General features: G+C 67.3%; 11 protein-coding genes. 6 read left to right on the plus strand and 5 right to left on the minus strand.

The annotated features are described in order from the left end of the window. The first annotated feature begins 102 nt into the window (after positions 1 to 102). The gene (locus ACZ60G_RS27045; RefSeq protein ID WP_465813473.1) at positions 103 to 807 is read left to right on the plus strand and encodes a DUF8020 domain-containing protein; all 705 of its coding nucleotides are present in this window, start codon (positions 103 to 105) and stop codon (positions 805 to 807) included. A 153-nt stretch (positions 808 to 960) separates the two neighbouring features. Here the strand turns inward: ACZ60G_RS27045 and ACZ60G_RS27050 are convergent, their stop codons facing one another. From ACZ60G_RS27050 to ACZ60G_RS27065, 4 genes are all read right to left on the minus strand, one after another. Next, positions 961 to 2,499: a carboxylesterase/lipase family protein gene (locus ACZ60G_RS27050; RefSeq protein WP_465813475.1), complete on the minus strand. Its 1,539-nt coding sequence runs from the start codon at positions 2,497 to 2,499 to the stop codon at positions 961 to 963. 118 nt (positions 2,500 to 2,617) lie between these two features. Continuing rightward, complete coding sequence (locus ACZ60G_RS27055; protein ID WP_465813477.1) at positions 2,618 to 3,673, minus strand: zinc-dependent alcohol dehydrogenase; 1,056 nt, start codon at positions 3,671 to 3,673, stop codon at positions 2,618 to 2,620. A gap of 146 nt (positions 3,674 to 3,819) precedes the next feature. Then, positions 3,820 to 5,433 (minus strand): hypothetical protein, encoded by a 1,614-nt coding sequence (locus ACZ60G_RS27060; RefSeq protein ID WP_465813479.1) that lies wholly within the window; start codon positions 5,431 to 5,433, stop codon positions 3,820 to 3,822. Between the two features lie 322 nt (positions 5,434 to 5,755). Continuing rightward, on the minus strand, positions 5,756 to 6,532 hold the full coding sequence (locus tag ACZ60G_RS27065; RefSeq protein ID WP_465813481.1) for an enoyl-CoA hydratase: 777 nt from the start codon (positions 6,530 to 6,532) through the stop codon (positions 5,756 to 5,758). 139 nt (positions 6,533 to 6,671) lie between these two features. On the opposite strand from ACZ60G_RS27065, the gene ACZ60G_RS27070 reads away from it, so the two are divergent. Genes ACZ60G_RS27070 through ACZ60G_RS27080 form a run of 3 tightly spaced genes read left to right on the plus strand, consistent with a single transcriptional unit; the run spans position 6,672 to position 10,923 of the window. Beyond that, a complete protein-coding gene (locus tag ACZ60G_RS27070) occupies positions 6,672 to 7,727 on the plus strand; it encodes an enoyl-CoA hydratase/isomerase family protein (protein WP_465813483.1) in 1,056 nt (351 codons plus the stop codon). Next, the gene (locus ACZ60G_RS27075) at positions 7,728 to 9,527 is read left to right on the plus strand and encodes a CoA transferase (protein ID WP_465813485.1); all 1,800 of its coding nucleotides are present in this window, start codon (positions 7,728 to 7,730) and stop codon (positions 9,525 to 9,527) included. A gap of 10 nt (positions 9,528 to 9,537) precedes the next feature. Beyond that, positions 9,538 to 10,923: an amidohydrolase family protein gene (locus ACZ60G_RS27080; RefSeq protein ID WP_465813487.1), complete on the plus strand. Its 1,386-nt coding sequence runs from the start codon at positions 9,538 to 9,540 to the stop codon at positions 10,921 to 10,923. Here ACZ60G_RS27080 and mftA read toward each other — a convergent pair. Next, the gene (gene mftA, locus ACZ60G_RS27085) at positions 10,917 to 11,015 is read right to left on the minus strand and encodes a mycofactocin precursor MftA (protein ID WP_465813488.1); all 99 of its coding nucleotides are present in this window, start codon (positions 11,013 to 11,015) and stop codon (positions 10,917 to 10,919) included. The two genes, ACZ60G_RS27080 and mftA, sit on opposite strands and share 7 nt — an antisense overlap. Before the next feature lie 302 nt (positions 11,016 to 11,317). Between mftA and ACZ60G_RS27090 the strand changes: the two genes are divergently transcribed. Both ACZ60G_RS27090 and ACZ60G_RS27095 read left to right on the plus strand, forming a co-directional pair. Next, on the plus strand, positions 11,318 to 14,761 hold the full coding sequence (locus ACZ60G_RS27090) for a protein kinase domain-containing protein (protein WP_465813490.1): 3,444 nt from the start codon (positions 11,318 to 11,320) through the stop codon (positions 14,759 to 14,761). Positions 14,762 to 15,202: 441 nt separating this feature from the next. Further along, complete coding sequence (locus tag ACZ60G_RS27095; RefSeq protein WP_465813492.1) at positions 15,203 to 15,709, plus strand: DoxX family protein; 507 nt, start codon at positions 15,203 to 15,205, stop codon at positions 15,707 to 15,709. The last annotated feature ends 28 nt before the right edge of the window (positions 15,710 to 15,737 follow it).

The raw sequence follows: 15,737 nt of genomic DNA on the forward strand, positions 1-15,737 counted from the left end.
TGCCCAAATATTCGCAAAAACCCCGCTAACTGCCGCATCCCTTGTAAGAATGACATTCTCTCAATGGAGAGAGAGATTCGCGTAGGGAAGAAGGAAGTTATCGTGAAGATGAGGAACCTAACCGTGGCGGCTGCCGCTGTATCGACAGCGCTCTGCGTCGGAATGTGCACAGCCGGTGCATCTCCCGGAGAAGAGGCCGGTGCGGTCAACTTCCAGGCGAGGGTCAATGAGAAGTCGACGATCATCTCGACCGATGCGGGTTCGCTCGGTATCCGAGATGACGTGCTGGAGATCAGGGCGGCCAATGGCGCAGTACTCGCCGGCACCGAGCTGAAGTTCCGGGTCGACGACTTCGAGTTCCCGATCGCCGCCGACATCGCCGGCCGCAGCGTCACCCTGACCCCACAGTTCGATGTGGCGCACGCGGTGTACAAGCCGGTGGCGCTGCCGTATGAGGATCAGGCGCCGTGGAAGACCCAGTACGACCGCGAGCAGGCGGCGTTCGGTCGACTGATCGGCACGATCACCATGGGCGCCACCATCGGCGGTGTGGTCGGCGGGATCAGCGGCGGTCTCGTGGGCTGCGTACTCGGCGGCATCGCCGGTGCGACCGTGGCCTCGGCGACCATCGTCGGTCTGTTCGGCGCCTTCATCCCGGCCGCGGCCATCGGCTGCGTCGGCGGCATCCTCGCGATCGGCGCCCTCGGCACCTTGGCCGGTCAGATACTGATTACCGCCCCGATCGCGATCGCCGCGGCGGTGCAGTACTTCACCACCATCAACTCGCCGATGCCGCCCGCCAAGTAAGTCGTCGAGAAAGCCCATCACGTAGTAGCGCAGCCGGTCCGATCATCGGGCCGGCTGCGCCGTGGATACCGGCGAAAGGTGCCCCTGTGACGAAGAGTCTCGGAATCATCGCGCTGGTTCTTCGAGGGCGGGCACCGCACCGCCGCGATCGCACTAACCGAGCAGTGGCAGCGCCGAGAAGGCGTGGTCGCGCCACAGACCGCGAGAGGTTTCCTCGGGGTAGGCGACGACCGAAGGTTTCGTATCGAGGATGTGGGTCAGGCGCTGCTCCGGATCGTAAGCGGCCCAGCCCGGTTCGCCGGTCCTGACGAAATCGCTCCAGCGCGCACGCATATAGGCCGACAGTTCCCGGGCTTCGGCCGACGGTTCGGGGCCGAGGAGCAGCGGACCGAGTTGGGCGCCGAAGGCGGCGAACAACAGTGGTCCGTCGAGGCCGTGGCAGGCGCCGAAGACGCCGCCGTTGCCAGGTGCGGGCCAGGTCAGCTCGTACATATGGGCCCGGCCACCACCTGCTGCCTGGGCATTGGCCAGATGTAGCGCGGGCATCCGGAACAGCCAGTCGGTCTGGACCTTTTCGAACAGTTCTTCCGGTCCGGCGGACGGGAATGCCGTGCGGTATGCGTCCGCACCTTCCGAGCCCGGACCGAACACCTGTAGCGCGTGCGCCGCCTGTGTGTCATCGATCGTCCCGAGTTGTCCGCCGAGGGCGAGGAACAGCCGGAATTCGTCCCGGTTGTGTCCCATGACCACCGTGACATCGCGGGCGGAGCCATCCGCGAGCGCTTGCCACGGTGCATTCGGCAATACGTCACCGTCGACGACGGGCGAGAACGCGGTAATGGTGTGGGCCACCGCGCCCCATCGCTCGTACTGCCGCATCGACGCGCCGACCTTTGCGCCCGCGTCGGTCAACTGCCATGGATCCACACTTGACAGGTCCGTCGCGGTCGGCCGCAGATCGATTTGTGCGGCGATGACGGTCGCGATATCGGTGGCGAGCTCGTCGGAGAAAAACGTGCCCGGCATGCTCTGCAAAATCGCGCGCCGGAACAGTCCGGCCGCGCTCGGCATGGCCAATAGCGCCGCGATGGATCCGGCGCCCGCGGATTCCCCGCAGACGGTGACCTGATCGGGATCCCCGCCGAACGCGGTGATGTTCTGGCGCACCCACTCGAGGGCGGCGACCTGGTCGAGCAGGCCGCGGTTGGCCGGTGCGCCGTCGATGCGCGCGAAGCCCTCGATGCCGAGCCGGTAGTTGAGCGTGACGACCACGAGGTCGCCGTCGCGCGCGATGTGTTGCGCGTCGTAGCCGGGACTGCCGGAGAAACCGAGCTTGTATGCGCCGCCGTAGATCCACACCAGCACCGGCCGACGGGCAGCCGGGTCGGGATCGGGTGTCCAGACGTTCACGGTGAGCCAGTCGTCGCCCTTGGGCAGGACGACACCGCCGGAGCGGTTGCCGAACGAGGTCTCCTGCGGCGGCGGTGGGCCGAACTCGAAGGCATCCCGCACGCCGTCCCACCCGGCGACCGGCTGCGGCGCCGCGAAGCGTGCGGCACCGATCGGTGGCTGCGCGAACGGAATCCCGCGGAATACGACCAATCCGTTCTCCCGTCGCCCACGGACCGCACCTGCGGTGGTGCGGAGGGTGGGCTCGGCGTGTTCGGATGGCAGCGCCGTAACTTCGGTCATGCACAGTCCTTGTCGGTCGGGGCCAGGTAGGAGAATGGTTCTCTAATTTCAGAGAATGCTATTTCAGCTGGACCTGGCCCGCCAGCGCCGATCCCGGCAAGCGGAAGCAGGCGGCGGCTCATTCGTAGGTGACGACCACTTTTTCCGCCGCGCCGGGGGTGAGGGCCAATTCGAACGCCTTCTGCACATCCGCGAAGGGGACCTGGTGACTGATGAGCCGGGCGAAGCGGTCGGCGTGCTCGGCGATCTCGGGGGTCACCTCGAAGATCTCGGAGGGGTAGCCCTGAGAACCGATGATGGTCATCTCGTTGCGCAGGATGGCGCCCAGGTCGATCGGTTCGGGCCTCTTGTGCACGGCGACGGTGACCAGCTTGGCACCCCACTTGCCGTTGGCGAGGGCGGTATTGACGACGGCGGCTACTCCGGCCGCATCGATGTAGATGTCGGTGTCGGGGCGCGGTGCGCCGAGCGCATTGCTCCCATAACCGTGCAGTTCACCGAGACGGGCGGCGACATCATCGGTGGCGGAGTCGATGACCGCGTCCGCGCCCACCGCGAGGGCGGTGTCGAGCCGCGAGGCGATCACATCGGCGACGACGACGTGCTCGACGCCGCGCAGCTTCAGCCAGATCACCGCACCGAGCCCGATCGGGCCCGCACCGAAGACGATCGCCTTATCACCCGGCTTCGCCTCGGAGCGGTTCACCGCGTGCCGCGATACGGCCATCGGCTCGTTGAGCGCGGCCACGGCGAAGGGCACCGAATCCGGCACGATGGCGACGCTGGAGCCGACCTCGGCATTCTCGATGAGCAGATATTCGCTCATACCGCCCAACGGCCCGCCGCAACCGATGATGCCCGACGGGGCGGCCTGCGGATTCACCACTACGTGATCACCGACCCGCAGTCCGGTGACCTCGGTGCCGACCTCGACGATCTCACCTGCCGGTTCGTGGCCGAGCACGACCGGACGCATCTGGTCCGGCGTCAGTGCCTCGGCCTTGACCTGCGGCCCGAGCACCTTCGGCATACCGCCCATATGCACGAAGGTCGCGTCGGTGCCACAGATTCCACACGCCCGGACCCGCACCAGCGCATCGGCCGGGCCTGGCGTCGGGCGCTGCTCCTCGACCACTGTGATCGCGCCGGGTGTGCTGGTCTGAACCGACTTCATCGTTGCCATGCTGGCTGTCCTCTCTGGGTTCACCGTCGGCTCGGTGCGGGGCCGACGACTTCGTTGGCATCAACGATGCCCTCGCCGGAGGGGCGAGCCCAGGGAGTGAGGTCCCGAAACGATGGTGTACCTGGGTACACCTCCGATCAATGGGGACCGGCTGTGTCGAGGGCGAAGCGGGCGAGTGCGGTGGAGACGATTTCGGGTTGCCGGTTGTTCTGGTTCGTGGCGGCGGTGAGTACGTCGAGGTGGTGGTAGCCGGGGGCGACCACGGTGCTGCCGCGGCCGGGATGTCCGCTGGCGATGGCGATTCCGGAGCCGCCGATCAGGTTGATGGTGGGGTGGGCGTCGATGGCGGCGGGATGGGTGGTGTGCCGAGCGATGTCGGGGGCGTGCAGTTGGTAGGTATCGGCGGCCAGTTTGGTCGGGAAGTACCACTCGGTGAAGTCCAAGGGCTGTGCCGCCAGACTGCGCGAGAGGTCCCGCAGGTCGGTTACCTCCTGTCCGGAATCGGTGAACGGGACCCCGTGGCCGTCGGTCGGTATGGCGACATCGGCGAGTCGGTCGTAGTCGCGCCAGGTGTAGAGCGGTCCATCGGGGGCTGACGGGATCGCCTTGCGATCGGGACCCAGCATGGTGCCGGTCAGTCCGTGCAGCGCGGGTATCGCGGCGATGTCGCCGGGAACCGGGAAGTTCTTCTCGGCCACCGGTCCACCGTCGAAGAATCCGAACCCGGTTTGCAGCAGTGCGAGTGGCTGGGAGTTGGCGTCGAGGAAGGCGCCGAGCACGGCGGCGTTGGTGACTCGGAAGTCGCGGACCGATGGCGAACCGGTGGCCGCGGTCGCGGCATCGCGTGACATCAGCACCCGATAGGTGGCGTCCTGGTTGAGGCTGTTCGGAATGTCTTGTGCCAGATCGGATTCGGCGTCCGGAGCCAGATATGCGGCTAGCCCTGCGATGCCGAGCAGATTCATCGTCTCCGGGTTGATGACCGCCGGTAGCGCCAGCACTCGCGGGACTGCGCCGCTGTCGAGCCCGGCCGTCACGGCATCGTAGCCGCGGCCGCCGATGGACAGATCGACCATGTCCGGGATCCCGTTGAGCGCGGAGAGCGAGGTGTCGATCGCGGAGTCCAGTGCGAAATAGCCCGCGCATTGATCGCCACCGGCGACGCCGTCGAAATCCCATTCGGCGAAGACACCGGTGACGATGCCGCCGAGCGAGTGGCCGCCGCACAGCACCTTCTGTCTGCGCACGGTGGGATCGGGCAGTTCGGCGGTGAGCAAGTCGAATTCGTCCTGCACGGTTTGTGCGATGCCGAGGTGGCCGAGCCAGGCCGAACGGTCGTCGAGCAGATAGCCGTCGAACCGGTGACCGTCGATCTCGGCATTGCGGTAGTAGTAGTCGACAGCGCGATGGACGTCGCCGTCGGCGAGGGCGGCGTGGATTCCGGTGGGGTCCTCGAGGCAGTTGGAACGGCGGTCCAGCGCCCAGAACTCCACGTGACGACCGACTTTCGCGGCCGCGGCCACGGTGTTACGGGCGACGCTGTCGAATGCTCCCGCGCCTTCGAAGATGCCGGGCTGGGCGACCAGAACGGCGTCCGCATCCGCGGAGCGCCGCGGGCCGCCGATGTCGCGGTAGCGCAGATACGACAATCGGTCGCAGGCGCTCGGATGCGGTCCGGCCGCCTCCGGCAGCGGAATCTGCACTGTTACAACGGATTCGGTGACCGATGAGATCGCCGAGGTGGAGATCACCGGCACTTCCGTTCGCTCGGCGTCGCTCGGCGTCGCTCGGCTCCGCGTGCGCGGCCACCAGCACGGCTGCCGCCGCGACACCCGTCATTGCCGAAGTTATTGCGCGCCACCATGTTCTTACCGACCAGAGATCTGACCACGCACGCCGTATCACGGTGAGTTCCCTTCGTCGGGCCGGATTCCCGTTCCGGTCCGCCGAAGCTACGAGTCGTCCTCTTCGGTGTCAATCACGCAGTCGCGCCGCACTATCCGTGCTGAGCAGGGCTTTTGTGAAGCCTCTGTAACAGGTTCCGCTGATTTTTGTGGTATCTGACGAACTCGCTCAGCGGCCGATGAAACCTGGCGTGCGCTTGGCTTTGAACGCCGCGATGCCCTCGGCGACATCAGCGGTCTCGAAGAGGGCGGACTGACCTTCGCGTTCCAGGTCGAGCGCCTGGTCGAGCTGGGCGAGGGCCATCGCGTTGAATGCGCGCTTGGTGCGGGTGTATGCCGCCGTCGGCCCGTTGGCGAGCTTGGTTGCCAGCCTTGCGATTTCGGCATCGTAGTCGCTATCAGGCACTACCTGGCCGATCAAACCCCATTCGGCAGCCAGTGGTGCGGGAATGCGTTCGGCCAGCATGGCCATGCGGGCGGCGCGGGCATACCCGGTCAGAGCCGGGACCATGGCGGTGGCACCGCCATCGGGCATCAGACCGACATTGGCGAAGGCGAGCAGGAGGTAGGCGGATTCGCGGGCGACGGTGATGTCCGCGGCCAGGGCCAGTGAACATCCGACGCCGACCGCGGGACCGTTGATCGCCGCGAGCACCGGTTGGGGCGCGCCGCGCAGCGCACGGATCAACCGGTTCGCCGCGTCGAGCGTCGAGACCTGTGGACCATTGCCGGCCGAGTTGGAAAGATCCGCTCCCGAGCTGAATGCCCGCCCGTTGCCGGTCACGACGAAAACCCGAACGGTCGGATCGTCGCCGAATTTCTCGACGGCCGTCGCGGCCTCGTTCATCATGTCGCCCGTCAGGGCGTTGAGCCGCTCGGGGCGGTTCAGGGTCAGCCGCACGATCGTGTCGGTGCGTTCCACGAGGACATCGGGCTGATCGGTCATTGTCGGCCTTCCAGGTCGAGAATCGGACTGTGAGCTACTCTAACCAGATTAGGTATACTCTTTCCGGTCGGTTCCGGCCATGAACGACTGGAGCGTCGATGCAGTTGGTCCCGCTCGTCGACGCGGTTAGTTTTTAGTTATGCCGGATTCGGGGATCGATTTGTTCGACGAGTTCGCCGTGGAGCTCACCGCGGACGGAACTCCCGCCACACCCATGGTGGTGGTCCCGCTGGACGCATTCGGCACGGGAACATCAGACCGAATCGCCCGGACCGCCGAACGGATGAATCAGGCGCTACCGCTCGTCATCGGGGTGCTGCGTGGGGCTGCGACACCTGGCCTGACACCACTGCTGGCGGCGGCGACGCTCACCCTCACCACGGACGCCGCGGCGAACTCGTTGCCGCAGGCCGTTGTGGTGGACGATATCGATGCCGCGCTCGATCTGCTGAGGGCAGCAGTGCGGCATTCGCCCCGCGCGGCCGTCGCGTGCGGACAGTTGCTGCGCCAGACGGTGCAATTGCCGACCGTGCCCGCGCTGGCGGCGGAGGCGGCGGTGTACTCGATGCTCCTCGGCGGCACCGAATTCGAGCGTTGGCTGGCTGAGCGTGGCGCGCCGCGCACGGTCACGCCGCCGGAGAATGCCCTGGTCCGGACGCACCGCGACGACGATCGCCTGACGATCACGCTGAATCACCCGCAGCGACGCAATGCACTCAGCATGCGGCTGCGTGAGGAACTGCTGGATGCGGTGCGACTGGCCGACCTCGATTCCACGCTCACGACCGTCGAAATCAACGGGGCGGGACCGGTTTTCAGCAGCGGCGGCGATCTGGACGAATTCGGTACGGCCACGGATCTGGTGGCCGCGTATCTGGTCCGGCTGGACCGGGCGCCATGGCGGATCATCGACCGCATCCGGAATCGGGTCACGGTGCGCGCCCACGGGGCATGCATCGGTGCGGGCGCGGAGGTGGCCGCGTTCGCGGGCACGGTGATCGCCGCCCCCGATACCTACTTCGCATTCCCGGAGCTGCGGATGGGCCTGGTGCCCGGAGCGGGCGGTACCGTCAGCGTGCCGCGGCGGATCGGCCGCTGGCGCGCGGCCTGGTTGATGCTGACCGAACAGCGATTGACCGCGGCGGCCGCACTGGAGTGGGGCATGGTCGACGCGGTGGAACAGACGAGGAAGTGATTGCACACGAATACCTCGGCTACGGCAGCGGTGCTGCGGGATTGGGTGCGCTCACTGTGCCCGCCCGATGTCCTGTCGCGCCCGGTCGAAACGCAGCCGGAGTGCGCGGCGCTCGCCTGGGCAGCATCCGGTGCCATGGATCTGACCGGACACCCCTATGACGCTCCCACTGTCTCGCCGGCGGCGGCATACGGACTACTCCTCGAAACCACGGAGGCGCTGGCGCGAATCACCGCGCAGATCGGCTCCGAGGTCCGAGCCGATCCGGGGCTGCTCCTGGCCGGTCGAGCCGGATTGCTGAACCTACGGCGCGGCGGTCAGCAGACGGCGGGCGGAGCCGGTCGATTGCTGCGCACCTCGGACGGTTGGTGCGCGATCACCTTGAGCCGCCAAGACGATATCGACTCGGTGCCCGCAATCCTGGGGGTGGATTCGGTAGCCGACGATCCGTGGGAGACGCTCACCGCGGCCGCCCGCGAGTGGACCGCAACCGATCTCGCCGACCGAGCACAGTTACTCGGGGTTCCCGCCGCCGTGCTGCCCGCCGCTGCGTACCCTGCCGCTGCGGTGTCTGCCAAAGCGCCCCCTGCCGACGCGCTGTCCGCTACTGCGCGCCCTGCCGACGCGCTGCCTGCCGACGAGCCCCCTGCCAAAGCGCCCCCTGCCGCCGCGCTGTCCGCTACTGCGCGCCCTGCCGACGCGCTGCCTGCCGACGCGCTGCCTGCCGACGAGCCCCCTGCCGACGCGCTGCCTGCTGCCGCGGACCCTGCCGCTGTGGTGCCTGCCGACGCGCTGCCTGCCGACGAGCCCCCTGCCGACGCGCTGCCTGCTGCCGCGGACCCTGCCGCTCTGGTGCCTGCCGACGCGCTGTCCGCTGCGGCGCCACCCGCCGCTGCGCTGCCTGTCGACGCGGACCCCGCCGGGGCGCTGTCTGCTGCCGGACACCCCTTCGACGCGCTGCCTGTCGACGCGCACCCTGCCACTGGAGTGCCCGACGACCCGGCACGCCCCGTCGCCGGATCATCAGCCGCACCATCCGCGACGCCCGATCCCCAATGTCCGTGGCAGACAAGTCGGATTGCCCAACCGGTCGTCGGAGCACGGCTGGATGGGTCGGTGGTCGTCGATCTGTCATCGATGTGGGCGGGCCCGCTGTGTGCCCACCTGCTCGGGCGCGCAGGCGCGCGGGTGATCAAGGTGGAGAGCACGCGACGCCCGGATGGCGCTCGCCGCGGTGATCCTCGGTTCTTCGACTGGCTCCACGGCGGCCACGAACAGATCGCCGTCGACTTCCATACACCCGCAGGGCAGGAAACGTTGCGCGAGTTGGTATCCACCGCGGACGTGGTGATCGAGGCATCCCGGCCGCGGGCGATGGCTCAACTGGGGCTGGCTCCCGGGGGCCGTGTGCATCGCGACGGGCAGGTTTGGTTGAGCCTGACGGGATATGGTCGCGCCGAGCCGATGCGCGTGGCATTCGGCGACGATGCGGCGGTGGCGGGCGGCCTGGTCGGCTGGGACGCGGGCGAGCCGGTGTTCTGCGGTGACGCCATCGCCGATCCACTCACCGGAATCTGTGCGGCACTGGCGGTATGCTGCGCCGTTCTCGGTGGCGGGGGACAGCTGATCGACCTGTCCATGCGCGCCACTGCCGCCGCCTTCGCCTCGGCCCCCGCGCTCACCCATGGACCGCATCGAGTGCTTGCCGACGGCACGGATTGGGTTGTCGAATGCCCGCACTACGGTCGTTCGCAACGGGTATTGCGTCCGCGGGTACCGCAACTGGACGGACTGAAATGAATTGTGCCCCATGTTGATTCGTGACGCCGAGGTATTCGGTTCGGGCCGGATGGACGTGCGTACCCACGGCGGTGTCATCGCCGAATGCGCGACCGGATTGGTTCGCCTGCCGGGTGAGGACGAGATCTACGCGGGCGGTGGCTGGTTGTTGCCCGGACTGCACGACCACCACATCCACCTGCGTTCACTCGCGGCGACCTACGAATCGGTTCCGCTGGGCCCGCCGCATGTGCGCACCGCAACCGAGTTGGCGGTGCGACTACAGGAAGCCGATCGAAAGCTGCTTCCTGGTAAGTGGATTCGCGGCACCGGATACCACGAATCGGTCGCCGGACCCCTCGATCGCGCGGTGCTGGACCGGATGCTCCCGCACCGTCCCGTGCGCGTGCAGCACCGCACGGGTGTGCTGTGGCAGCTGAACTCGATGGCATGCGAGCTGGTCGGCCTGGACAGCAATGACACGCCGGGTGTGGAACGCGACGAGACCGGACGGCCGACCGGGCGGCTGCGCCGACTCGACTCCTGGCTGGGGGAGCGAATCGACTCGCGGACAATCGATCTGGCCGCGGTGAGCGCCGCCGCAGCGACGATGGGCATAACCGGATTCACCGACGCGACCCCGGGACTCGCACAGACCGATATCGACCAACTGGCCGAGACGGTCGAAGCCGGGCGGATCGTCCAGCGGGTGCACTGCATGGCTCTTCCCGAAGTGTTGCAGCCCAGCGGCACACGATTCACGTTGGGCCCCACCAAGATCGTGCTCGACGATTTCGATCTGCCCCCCTTCGACGAATTCGCCGACCGGCTGCGCGCGATTCATGCGGCAGGCCGGGCCGTCGCGGTGCACTGCGTCACGCGAGTGCAGTTCATCTTGACCATGGCCGCGCTGGACCTGACCGGTGTGCGCGCGGGGGATCGGATCGAACACGGTGCGGTGATCCCGCGCGAATCGCTGGATTGGCTGCGCGGACAGCGAGTTTCGGTCGTCACCCAACCGCATTTCGTGGTCGAACGAGCCGAGCAGTACCGCGACGAGGTGCCCGCGGAGGATCTGCCCGATCTGTGGCGGCTGCGTTCACTGCTCGATGCCGGGGTCGGTGTCGCAGCCGGGTCCGATGCACCGTTCGGTGCAGCCGATCCGTGGTCGGTAGTGCGTGCCGCGGTACATCGGCCGACGGAATTCCATGCCGCGGAAGCGGTTTCGGTCCCCAAAGCGCTGTCACTGTTCTTCGGCGCACCCGATCGCCCGGCGACGCCGCGCCGGATCACCCCGGGTGCGGTCGCCGACCTGACACTGCTGTCGGTGCCGCCGGACGAGGCCGTTCATCACCTCGATGCCGAGATCGTCGCGGCGACCATCGTGGCAGGTGAGCTGGTGTATTCGGGTCAGTAGACGCCGCACATACCGTCGATCGAGACGTCTTCCACCAGCACGTCAGTGATCACCAGGTCGGACTCGTGCACAACGTCCTGTTCCTCACACATCAGGTACCCCTTGCCGACGAGTTTCGTCAGTTGATGACAAATATTGGACGATAGCGAGCGCCCGGCGACGGCGTCTGTCGGATCCCGGTGAGCGGAACGATCTCGAGTACGCCTGCAGATCGCGTCCGCAACGGCTTTCCGGAACCCCGGCACTGCCTCGGCAACCCCACCGGAGCTCGGCTTTCCCGACTATGATCGGCAGGTCGGGGTCGGCGGTTTTGCCTCGAGAGGTGATCGTATGGTCGGACATTGCGGCTTCGGGGGTTCGCGCGGATCGACGCCGGTCGGTTAGCCGATTCGCCATGCCCGACTACGAGAACGAACGCACTCAGCGCGACATCCGGTTCGGGATCGGCGCCGAACTGACTGCCGCCGGATTCGAGGATGCCGAGGAGATCGGCCGCGGGGGTTTCGGCGTCGTCTATCGGTGTCTGGAGCCCTCGCTCGATCGCACAGTCGCGGTCAAGGTGCTGACCTCGGAGATCAGCGGCGACGAACGCGAGCGCTTCGTCCGGGAACAGCACGCGCTCGGCCGACTCTCGGGTCACCCCAATATCGTTGCGGTGCATCAGGCCGATGTGATCGCCGACGGTCGTCCGTTCATCGTCATGCCCTTCCATTCGCGCGGTTCGCTGGATGCGCGATTGCGCGCGACGGGACCGCTGCCGTGGCAGGAGTTGCTGTCGATCGGGGTGAAGATCGCCGGGGCGCTCGCCGCGGCGCATGCGACGGGCACGCTGCACCGGGATGTGAAGCCCGCGAACATTCTGGTGACCGATTATGGAGAGCCGCAACTGGCGGACTTCGGCATCGCGCATATCGGCGGGGGATTCGAGACCTCTGCCGGACATATCACCGGCACACCGGCATTCATCGCACCCGAGGTGCTGCGGGGCGCGCCGCCGACTGCGGTTTCGGACGTTTACAGCCTCGGCGCCACCATGTTCTGCCTGCTGACCGGGCACGCGGCCGTCGAACGCCAGTCCGGTGAGGCCGTGCTCGCGCACTTCGTTCGAGTCACCTCGACACCCGGGCTCGACCTGGGTGAAGTCGACGTCCCCGCCGAACTCCGCGCCGCGATCGAAGCCGCGATGGCCACTGATCCTGACCGAAGACCGCGTACGGCAGTCGAATTCGGCTATCTGCTGCGCGATGTCCAACGGAATTGCGGGCTCGATGTGGACGCCATGGCGGTGCCCGGGGATGCGCACGAACCGCGGTCCGGGCCGATAATGGTGCCCGCACAGCGCGGGACCGGCCCGCGGACCACCGTGCCACCGCCGGTCGCGTCGACCAAATACCGCCCGCCGACCTCGGGCCGCCCCCTGGTGGACCGACCGCGGCTGCTGCGCAAACTGCAGGAGGGCGGCAATCGCCGGCTGCTGCTCATCCACGCGCCGCCGGGCTTCGGCAAGAGCACACTGGCCGCGCAGTGGCGCGATGTTCTTACCGCACAGGGGATGCCGGTCGCGTGGTTGACGATCGACCACGACGACAACAATGTCGTCTGGTTCCTCGCCCACCTGGTCGAGGCGATTCGCCGGGCTCGCCAGGATCTGGCCGGCGGGCTGGTGACGATGCTGGAGGAGCGTTCCAACGATGCAACTCGCTACGTGCTGGCATCGCTCATCGATGAAGCGCACGACAGCGGTGCGCCGCTCGCCGTCGTCATCGACGACTGGCACCTGGTCACCGATGCCGGTACCCGCGCCGCCATGGAATTCCTGCTGGACAACGGATGTCATCACCTGCAGGTGATCGTCACCGGCCGAACGCGTGCGGGATTGCCGCTCAGCCGGATGCGCGTCGGCGACGAACTGGTCGAAATAGATTCCGACGACTTACGATTCGATGATGCCGAATCGGCGGCGTTCCTGCTCGACATCAATCGCCTGACGCTGGGCAGGTCGCAGGTCGCCGAACTGCTCGACTCGACCGAAGGTTGGATCGCGGCGCTGCAACTCGCTTCACTGTCGCTGCGCGGCAGCAGTGATCCCGCCGAGTTCATCAATCAACTGTCGGGCCGGCATGAGGCGATCGGCGAGTACCTCGTCGAAAACGTGCTCGACACGCTCGATCCGGACCTGCTGGACTTTCTGCTGGCGACCTCGATCACCGAGAAGATCTGCGCCGGACTGGCCGAAGCGCTGTCCGGCCCCACGGCCCCAAAGCTGTTGCAGCAGGTCAAGGCCCGAGATCTGTTCCTGCGCAATGTCGACTTGCGCGACAATGTCGGCGACGACTTCGAGTGGTTCCGCTATCACCGCATGTTCGGCGACTTTCTGCGCCGCAGGCTCGCCGAACAGGATCCCGACAGATGCATCCGGCTGCACCGCATCGCGGCCGACTGGTTCGCCGACCACGCGATGTTGAACGAAGCGGTGGATCACGCACTGACCGCCCGCGATTCGGCGGGTGCGCTGCGCCTGATCGAGGAGCGCGCGACGGAACTGCTGGAGAGTGCCCGGACGGCCACCCTGCTCGGGCTGGTCGCCAAACTGCCGACCGCGGTCGCGGTATCGAGTGCGCGCCTGCAACTGTTCGTGGCTTGGGGCAATATATCGCTGCAGCGGCCGGTGGCCGCCGAGGCGGCCCTGGATCGGGTCGACGCGGTGCTCGGTGCCGATCGACCGGATGCGGACGACACCGCCGGACTCCATCTCGAGGCCGTGCTGGCGCATGCCGCGTGCCGACTCACCGCCGACCGATTCGCGGAATTGCCGGAGTACGTCGCGCATCGGCTCGAGCCGGAGGTCGACCCGTTCATCGCGACCATCGCGGCGGGTGTCGGATCGGCAGCCGCCCTCTATCGGTTCGACTTCGACGAGGTGTACCGGTGGCAGCGGTGGGTGGCGCCGCATCGGGCCCGGGTCAAGGGGCCGACCGGCTTACTGCACAGCTACGGCTTGACCGGTGTGGCTGCCTTCGAGCAACTCGATATCGCGGCGGCGCAGGCGCATCTGGAAACCGCTCGGTCGCTGGCACTGGAAACCGGTCGCCATTCCTACATCACGCGTATGACGGGCGCACTGCTCGGTGCGCTGTGTTATTGGCGGGGCGAACTCGACGAAGCGGAGGCGCTGCTCGACGAGAGCGTCAAGGCGGGGCCCGAGGGCGGAGCGGTCGAATTCGTATCGGCAACATATGGAATCGGCGCGCGGATCGCGGCGCTGCGTGGCGATCTCGGAGCGGCGCGGGAGCGACTCGCCGAGGGCGCGAAGATGGCCCGCAATCTCGCGCTGCCCCGGCTGGCCGCCCGCATCGTCAACGAGCGAATCCGCCTCGGCCTGCCCATCGCCGCGGACGAGGCCGCGGCACTGGAGCGGCTAGAGCCCTACCGCGCCGAAGGAGATGGAATCACCATCCTCACCTCGGAAATCCAGTGGGATTCGGCAATACGGCTGCTATTGACGGATCACTCGGCCGGGGCCGCCGAGAACGCCACCGTATTGGCTGAACGGCTGGTGCGCGGCCTCGAGCGCCAGCGCCGCCCGCGGGCGTTATTGGAGGCGCGACTGCTATCGGCGTGCTGCCTGGCAACCGCAGACCGCTTGGAAGAGGCCATCGCCGTGCTGGATCCGGTATTGGCGCAGTGCGCCGAACTCGGCCTGCCGCGGTTGGCGGCCGATGCCGGAGCCGCCATCGAGCCCGCAATCGTCGCGCTCATCGGTACCGATCCGGCGCTGCGCCGGACGCCGCTGTCATTTCTGACGCAATTACTGCCCGCCGGTACCGGTCGGCGATAGTCCCGAGATATATGTGGCGTGGGTCACACTCGTCTACTCGCGCCCAATCGCGGAGTCTATATTAAGTGCACTGAATTGGTCTGTCGTTCGAGCTGCCTTCGTGCGGGAAGCGGCACACCGATAGTTGCACGACGAGGAAACGACAATGGCCCGATACGACACATCGACGGTGTTCGAGCGCCAGCCCGCCTGGCAGCCGATATCGCTGCGGCGGTCCCGCCAACGCTGCGACGATTGCCGTATCCGAGTGCGTTTTCGGGGGCACCCCACGCTGCAGTATCGCGCGGCCCGGGAGGCTGCCGAGTGTTTCGCGGCGGCCGTACGGGGATTGGGCGTCGACGTCGACATCGATACGAAGCTTTACGAGGGGCTGCTTCCACTGCCCTGTGCGCGGCTGTGGACGTCGTAGCCGGATATCGACAATGAGGAGTCTCTTTTCGCATGACAATGATCGATGCCGCAATCCTGGCGCTTCGGCTGGTGGTCGGCCTGACCATGGCCGCGCACGGCTATAACCACCTGTTCGGCCCGGGGGGTGTGGCCGGTACGGCGGGCTGGTTCGCCTCGATGGGGCTGCGGCCGCCCCGGGTCCATGCGGCATTGAGCGGTGCGGGGGAGTTGGCGGCCGGAATCGCCTTCGCGGCCGGACTGCTCACCGCGCCAGCGGCGGCGTTCATCGTCGGCAGCATGGCGGTGGCCGCGGTCATCGCGCATCGGAAGAACGGCTTCTTCGTATTCAAGGACGGCTACGAATACGTGCTGATGCTGGCGGTGGTGGCCGCCTGTGTCGCGGCCGTCGGGCCGGGCGAGGCGTCGTTGGATCGTGCGTTCGGCATCGATGCGACGCTCGCCGGTGGTCTCGGACTGGCCGTTGCGGTGGTCGGGGGAGTCGGCGGCGCGGCGGTTTTGCTTGCCGTGAGTTGGCGGCCGAAAGCGCAGGCAGAATAAGGGAATTCGGCGGCCCCGCACCGACGGT

Source organism: Nocardia sp. NPDC102475 (assembly GCF_055584605.1).